This is a genomic window from Paracoccus beibuensis, assembly GCF_026162625.1.
GTDB classification, from domain to species: Bacteria; Pseudomonadota; Alphaproteobacteria; order Rhodobacterales; family Rhodobacteraceae; genus Paracoccus; species Paracoccus beibuensis.
Window position 1 is genome coordinate 20,551 of record NZ_JAOTBD010000039.1, and the last position, 6,655, is coordinate 27,205.

6 protein-coding genes are annotated in these 6,655 nt (G+C 66.8%); all 6 read left to right on the forward strand.

The window, feature by feature from the left end:
• Window positions 1–109: 109 nt before the first annotated feature.
• Window positions 110–1,042: a tripartite tricarboxylate transporter substrate binding protein gene (locus OC159_RS17170; protein ID WP_265502425.1), complete on the forward strand. Its 933-nt coding sequence runs from the start codon at window positions 110–112 to the stop codon at window positions 1,040–1,042.
• Between the two features lie 66 nt (window positions 1,043–1,108).
• Entirely contained in the window at window positions 1,109–1,579 is a 471-nt protein-coding gene (locus tag OC159_RS17175) for a tripartite tricarboxylate transporter TctB family protein (protein WP_265502426.1), read from the forward strand.
• Between the two features lie 10 nt (window positions 1,580–1,589).
• Entirely contained in the window at window positions 1,590–3,122 is a 1,533-nt protein-coding gene (locus OC159_RS17180) for a tripartite tricarboxylate transporter permease (RefSeq protein ID WP_265502427.1), read from the forward strand.
• 43 nt (window positions 3,123–3,165) lie between these two features.
• Window positions 3,166–4,902, forward strand: a complete 1,737-nt coding sequence (araD, locus tag OC159_RS17185) for an L-arabinonate dehydratase (protein ID WP_265502429.1) — start codon at window positions 3,166–3,168, stop codon at window positions 4,900–4,902.
• Window positions 4,902–5,798: a dihydrodipicolinate synthase family protein gene (locus OC159_RS17190; protein ID WP_265502430.1), complete on the forward strand. Its 897-nt coding sequence runs from the start codon at window positions 4,902–4,904 to the stop codon at window positions 5,796–5,798. The genes araD and OC159_RS17190 overlap by 1 nt, the downstream gene beginning before the upstream one ends.
• 10 nt (window positions 5,799–5,808) lie before the next feature.
• Complete coding sequence (locus OC159_RS17195) at window positions 5,809–6,534, forward strand: ribonuclease activity regulator RraA (RefSeq protein ID WP_265502431.1); 726 nt, start codon at window positions 5,809–5,811, stop codon at window positions 6,532–6,534.
• Window positions 6,535–6,655 lie beyond the last annotated feature (121 nt).

The window sequence follows — 6,655 nt, forward strand, 5'->3', positions numbered from 1 at the left end:
TGCAAAGCGCTTGCCCGCTGCGCACAAATATATTAATGCGTGAAGTGAGGTAAAGACCCAATGGGTTCAAGGGAGGATACGACCGGTGAAAAGCACAGTGATTCTCGCAATGACCGCACTTGCAGCGGGACTTGTGTCGACGGCGGCGGTGGCCCAGGAAGATTGGCCGCAGCGCACCATCAACGTCATCATCGGCGCCAGCCCCGGCGGCGATACCGACTTCAACGCCCGGACCATGGCGCGCTACTTCGAGGAAGTTACCGGCGTCGGCATGGTGATCACCAACATGCCAGGCGGCGGCGCGACCATCGCGACCTCGGCCGTGCGCCAGGCCGAGCCTGACGGCTACACCATGCTGTTCGGCCATACCGGTCACCTGATCGTGGCCGAGGTTTCGGGTCTTGCCGACTACGGCATCGCCGATTTCGAGATCTGCTGCGTGCCCGCCATCGACCAGGGCGCCGTCTTGGTGGCCAGCGCCGAATCCGGCCTGACCTCGGTCAAGGACCTCCAGGCGGCAGAGCCCGGCAGCGTCACCTTCGGCACCGAGTTCGGCGGCTATTCGCACCTGCAGGGCCTGATCTTCCAGCAAGGCGCAGGCGTCGAGATGAACGTGGTCGACACTGGTTCGGCGGCCGAAAAGATCGCCTCGCTGCTGGGCGGCCGGATCGACGTCGCAGGCATCGCCTATGGTGCCGTGCAGGACTATGTCGAAGGCGGCCAGATGGTCGTTCTGGGTCAGCCGAACGATGAGCCGAACCCGCTTCTGGGCGACATCCCGACCTTCGTCGAGCAGGACGTCGACTTCGTCATGAACAACCCCTACATCATTGCCTTCCCCGATGGGACCGACCAGGCGATCGTGGACAAGATGGGCGAGGTCATGAAGCAGATCGCCGAGATGCCCGAATACGCCGAGGATCTTGAAGAGGGCTTCAAGCAGCCTGTCGCCTTCCTGCCCAAGGAAGAGGCGGTCGAGCGCCTGAATGCGATCCGCGACACCTACATGCCGTATCGCGACGCGCTGCAGGCTGCGCGCTAGGGATCGGCGGCCCGGCGCGCCACCCGCGCCGGGCTTCCAGCCATTTCAGCAAGGGAGGGCTGCGGGATGCGGCTCAAGGACGTGATCGTCGGTGCCGTCATGGCCGGCGCCGGAATCGCCTATCTGCGCATGGCGGCAGTGCTGCCCGAACGCGACGGCGTGGATGCGGGAACAGTGCCGACCATCCTGGCCTGGATGATGATCGGGCTGGGTCTGATCGAACTGGTCAGCGCGCTGCGTCGCCCGCCCGCCACCCAGGCCGAGACCAGGGCCGCCACAAGCGGGCTGGTCACAGTCGGCCTGACGCTGCTGCTGATCGCGGGCTTCATCGCCGCCCTTCGGCCCCTGGGCTTTCCCATCGCCACGGCGATCTATCTGTTCCTGCAGTTCCTGGTGCTGACGCCCAAATCCGCATCGCGGTCCGTGCCGCTTTATGCAGGTCTTGCTGCGGTGTCGTCCGTGATCATCTTCGCCACCTTCCGCTATGCCTTCGACCTTCTGCTGCCCGCAGGGCCGCTGGTGGCCTGGCTGAACTGAAAGCAGATACATGTTCGACCTTCTGATCCAGGGATTCGCGGCCGTCCTGTCGCTGAAGATCTTCCTGCTGATGACGGCGGGCGTCGCGGTAGGCATCGTCTTCGGTGCCGTCCCCGGCCTGACCGCCGTCATGGCAATCGCGCTGTGCCTTCCGATGACATACGGCCTTGGCCCGGCGGCGGGCATCAGCCTGCTGATCGCGCTGTTCGTCGGCGCGACCTCGGGCGGCCTCATCTCGGCCATCCTTCTGAAGATTCCGGGCACGCCGTCGTCCATCGCGACCACCTTCGATGGAGCGCCCATGATGGAGAAGGGCGAAGGCGCGAAGGCGCTCGGCGCCGGCATCGTGTTCTCGTTCCTCGGCACCATCGCGTCCATCGCCGCGCTGGCGTTCATCGCGCCGTCACTGGCCAAGGTCGCGCTGTCCTTTGGCCCGCATGAATACTTCGCCATCGCCGTCTTTTCGCTGACGCTGATCGCGACGCTGTCGTCGGGGTCGATGGCCAAGGGTGTCTTCGCGGGCGTTCTGGGCTTTGCCGTGTCCACCGTGGGCATCGCGCCCGTTGATGCGACGGCACGCTTCACCTTCGGCAACGTGGAACTGAACGCCGGCTTCTCGATCCTGACCGTGCTGGTCGGCATGTTCGCCGTGGCCGAGGTCATCAAGGTCGCCGAATCCGCCCGGCACCCGGTCGACGGCGGCGCCGCGCCGCAGCCCGTCAAGATCAAGGGCTTCGGCTTTTCCATGGCCGAGTTCCTGGGCCAGATCCCCAACGCCTTCCGCAGCGCGCTGATCGGCATCGGCATCGGCATCCTGCCGGGCATCGGTGCGGGCACGTCGAACATCATCGCCTATATCGCCGCCAAGAAACGTTCGAAGACCCCCGAGGAGTTCGGCAAGGGCACGCTTGAAGGCGTGGTCGCCTCGGAAACCGCCAACAACGCCGGAATCGGCGGCGCCATGATCCCGCTTCTGACACTGGGCATCCCGGGCGACGCGGTGACCGCGATCATGCTGGGCGGCCTGATGATCCACGGGATCCAGCCGGGCCCGATGCTGTTCATCACGCAGGCGCCGCTGGTCTATACCATCTTCGCCGCGCTGATCGTGTCGGCCGTGCTGATGCTTGTGCTGGAATTCTGGGGCCTGCGGATCTTCATCAAGCTGCTGGCGATCCCCAAGCACATCCTGCTGCCCGTGATCCTGGTGCTCTGTGCCGTCGGCGCCTTCGGGCTGGCCAGCCGCATCTTCGACATCTGGACGATCCTGGGCTTCGGCGTCCTGGGCTATGCCTTCGTCAAGGCCGGCATCCCGACCGCGCCGTTCATCATCGGCTTCATCCTGGGCCCGATGGCCGAAACCAGCTTCCGCCGCGGGCTGCAGCTGTCGCGGGGGGACTATACGGGATTCCTGACCAACCCGATCTCGGGGACCTTCCTGGCGCTGGCCGTGGTGTCGATCGCATGGCAGCTGTGGGGCGAATACCGCGCCTCGCGCGGGCCGGTCACGGCCAATCCCCTGAAGCTGGGCGGCGAGGAATGATCCCCGCCCTACTTTCCCAAACGCAGACCGATCCGAGGCAGACATGACCACCACCAAGACACCCGCCGAACTGCGCAGCGCGCGCTGGTTCGCCCCCGACGACCTGCGCAGCTTCGGCCACCGTTCCCGCATGATGCAGCTGGGCTATTCCGAGTCCGACTTCATGGGCCGCCCGATCATCGGCATCCTGAACACATGGTCCGAACTGAACAGCTGCCACGCCCACTTCCGCGAACGCGCCGCCGACGTGAAGCGCGGCGTGCTGCAGGCCGGCGGCTTTCCGGTCGAGCTGCCCTCGCTGTCGGTCGACGAAAGCTTCACCAAGCCGACCTCGATGCTCTACCGCAACCTGCTGGCGATCGAGACCGAGGAGCAGATCCGCTCGCACCCGCTGGACGGCGTCGTCCTGATGGGCGGCTGCGACAAGACCACTCCGGGGCTGGTGATGGGCGCGCTGACGGCTGGCGTGCCGATGATCTACCTGCCTGCCGGCCCGATGCTGTCGGGGCACTATGCGGGCGCCAGGCTGGGCTCTGGCTCGGATGCATGGAAGTACTGGGACGAACGCCGCGCCGGCAACATCACGGATGAACAATGGCAGGGGCTGCAGGGCGGCATCGCCCGGTCGGCGGGCGTCTGCATGACCATGGGCACCGCCAGCACCATGACCGCCATCACCGACGCGATGGGCCTGACCCTGCCCGGCGCATCGTCGGTTCCGGCGGTCGACAGCGGGCACCAGCGCATGGCTGCCGATTGCGGCCGCCGCATCGTCGACATGGTGTGGGAGGACCTGACCCCCGACCGCATCGTCACCGAGGCCGCCGTCCGGAACGCCGCCACCGTGGCGATGGCCACCGGCTGTTCGACCAACGCCGTCGTCCATCTGATCGCCATGGCCCGCCGCGCGGGCGTGGACCTGACGCTGGACGACCTGGACGCGCTTGGCCGGACCACGCCACTGGTCGCCAATGTCCGGCCCTCGGGCAAGACCTACCTGATGGAGGACTTCTTCTATGCGGGCGGCCTGCGCGCGCTGATGAAGCAGATCGAGGGCCGGCTGGACCTGACGGCCCTGACCGTCACCGGCAAGACCATGGGCGAGAACCTGGAAGGCGCCAAGGTCTTCAACGACGACGTCATCCGGCCGCTGTCGAACCCGGTCTATCACGAAGGCTCGCTGGCGGTGCTGCGCGGCAACCTGTGTCCCGACGGCGCGGTCATCAAACCGGCCGCCTGCGATCCCAAGTACCACGTCCACGAGGGTCCGGCGTTGGTCTTCGACAGCTACCCCCAGATGAAGGCCGCGGTCGATGACGAGAACCTGGACGTCACGCCCGACACGGTGATGGTGCTGCGCAACGCCGGCCCCCTGGGCGGTCCCGGCTTCCCCGAATGGGGCATGCTGCCGATCCCCAAGGCGCTGATCAAGCAGGGCCATCGCGACATGCTGCGCATCTCGGACGCGCGGATGTCGGGGACGTCCTATGGCGCCTGCGTGCTGCACGTCGCGCCCGAAAGCTATGTGGGCGGACCGCTGGCGCTGCTCAAGACTGGCGACATCGTGCGGCTGGACCTGCCCGCCCGCCGTCTGGACATGCTGGTCGACGAGGCCGAACTGGAGGCTCGCCGTGCCGCGTGGAAAGCCCCCGAACCGCACTTCGAGAGGGGCTGGGGCTGGATGTTTTCCAAGCACGTCACGCAGGCCGACAAGGGCTGCGACTTCGACTTCCTCGAGCGTGACTTCGGCCCGGCCGCCGGTGAACCGGACATCTTCTGATGATGGCGCTGGATCAGGCCCTGACGGGCATCTCGGGCATCCTGGTGACGCCCTATGACGATGCGGGCGACATCGCGCCCGCACGCCTTGCCCCGATCCTGGATCGGGCGCTGGCGGCGGGGCTGCACATGCCGGTCGTCAACGGCAACACGGGCGAGTTTTACGCCCTGACCACGGACGAGGCCTGCACCATGGTGCAGGAGGTTGCTGGGCTGCTGGACCGTCGTGCGCCGCTGCTGGCGGGCGTCGGGCGCGGCCTGCGCGATGCGCAGCGGCTGGCGCGGGCCTCGGCCGATGCGGGGGCGGCGGCGCTGATGGTGCATCAGCCGCCCGATCCGTTTGTGACGCCGCGCGGGGTGGTCGATTACCTGAAGGCGGTGTCGGACGCATCCGGCGGGCTGCCGATGATGATCTATCTGCGCAACGACGCCATCGGCACCAAAGCCATCGCCGATCTGTGCGTCGTGCCGGGCGTGCGCGGCGTCAAGTGGGCGACGCCCAACCCGCAGAAGCTGGCCGAGGCGAAGGCGGCCTGCGATCCGTCGATCGTCTGGGTCGGCGGCCTGGCCGAAGTCTGGGCGCCGACCTTCTACGCGGTCGGCGCGCGGGGCTTCACCTCGGGCCTGATCAACGTCTGGCCAGAACATTCCGTCGCCATCCATGCCGCGCTGGAGGCGGGCGACTATCACAAGGCCAACGCCCTCATCGACCGCATGCGCGTCTTCGAGGACATCCGAGCGCAAGAGATGAACGGCACGAACGTCACCGGCGTCAAGGCTGCGCTGATCGCGCAGGGTCTGGACTGCGGGCCGACACGCCCGCCTTCCGCCTGGCCGCTGACGGCGCTGCAACAATCCGACCTGGACCGCTTCATGGCCGCGAACGGCCTTATCTGAGGAACATGCGATGAGCGATTACATCCTGTCGAACGAGACCCGCGACAAGCTGAAGAAGGTGTCCACCGCCTCGGTCGCGACGGCACTTTACAAGCGCGGGCTGCGCAACCAGTTCGTCCAGGGCGTCCGTCCCGTCGAGAAGAAGCCCGTCACCATGGTCGGCCAGGCCTTCACCCTGCGCTATATTCCGGCTCGTGAAGACCGCAACCCGCTTACGGTGTTCCGCCAGCGCGACCACAAGCAGCGCGTTGCCGTTGAGACCTGCCCCCATGGTCATGTCCTTGTCATGGATGCGCGCAAGGATAGCCGCGCGGCGACCGCCGGCTCGATCCTGATCACGCGGCTGGCCATGCGCGGCGCGGCGGGCGTCGTGTCGGACGGCGGCGTGCGCGACGCGGCGGGCATCGGCGCGCTGGACATGCCGGCCTATTTCGCCTGCTCGTCGGCGCCGACCAACTTGACTCTGCACGAGGCGATCGAGATCAACGTGCCGATCTCGTGCGGCGACGCCCCGGTGTTCCCGGGCGACGTGATGCTGGGCGACGGCGACGGGGTCATGGTGATCCCCGCGCATCTGGCGGACGAGATCGCGGACGAATGCACCGGCATGGAGTCCTACGAGGATTTCGTGCTGGAGCAGGTGCAGGCAGGCGCCGGCATCATCGGCCTCTATCCGGCGACGGATGAGGACAATCTGACGAAATACGCCGAATGGCGTGAACGGACAGGACGCTGACATGACTCATATTCCCCATGGCGACCACCTGATTGCAGGCGAGAAGATCCGGACCGAGGGGCGTTTTCCCTCGGCCCCGGCGACGGGGCAGGCGCATGAGTTCTCGGTCGGCACGCCCGAG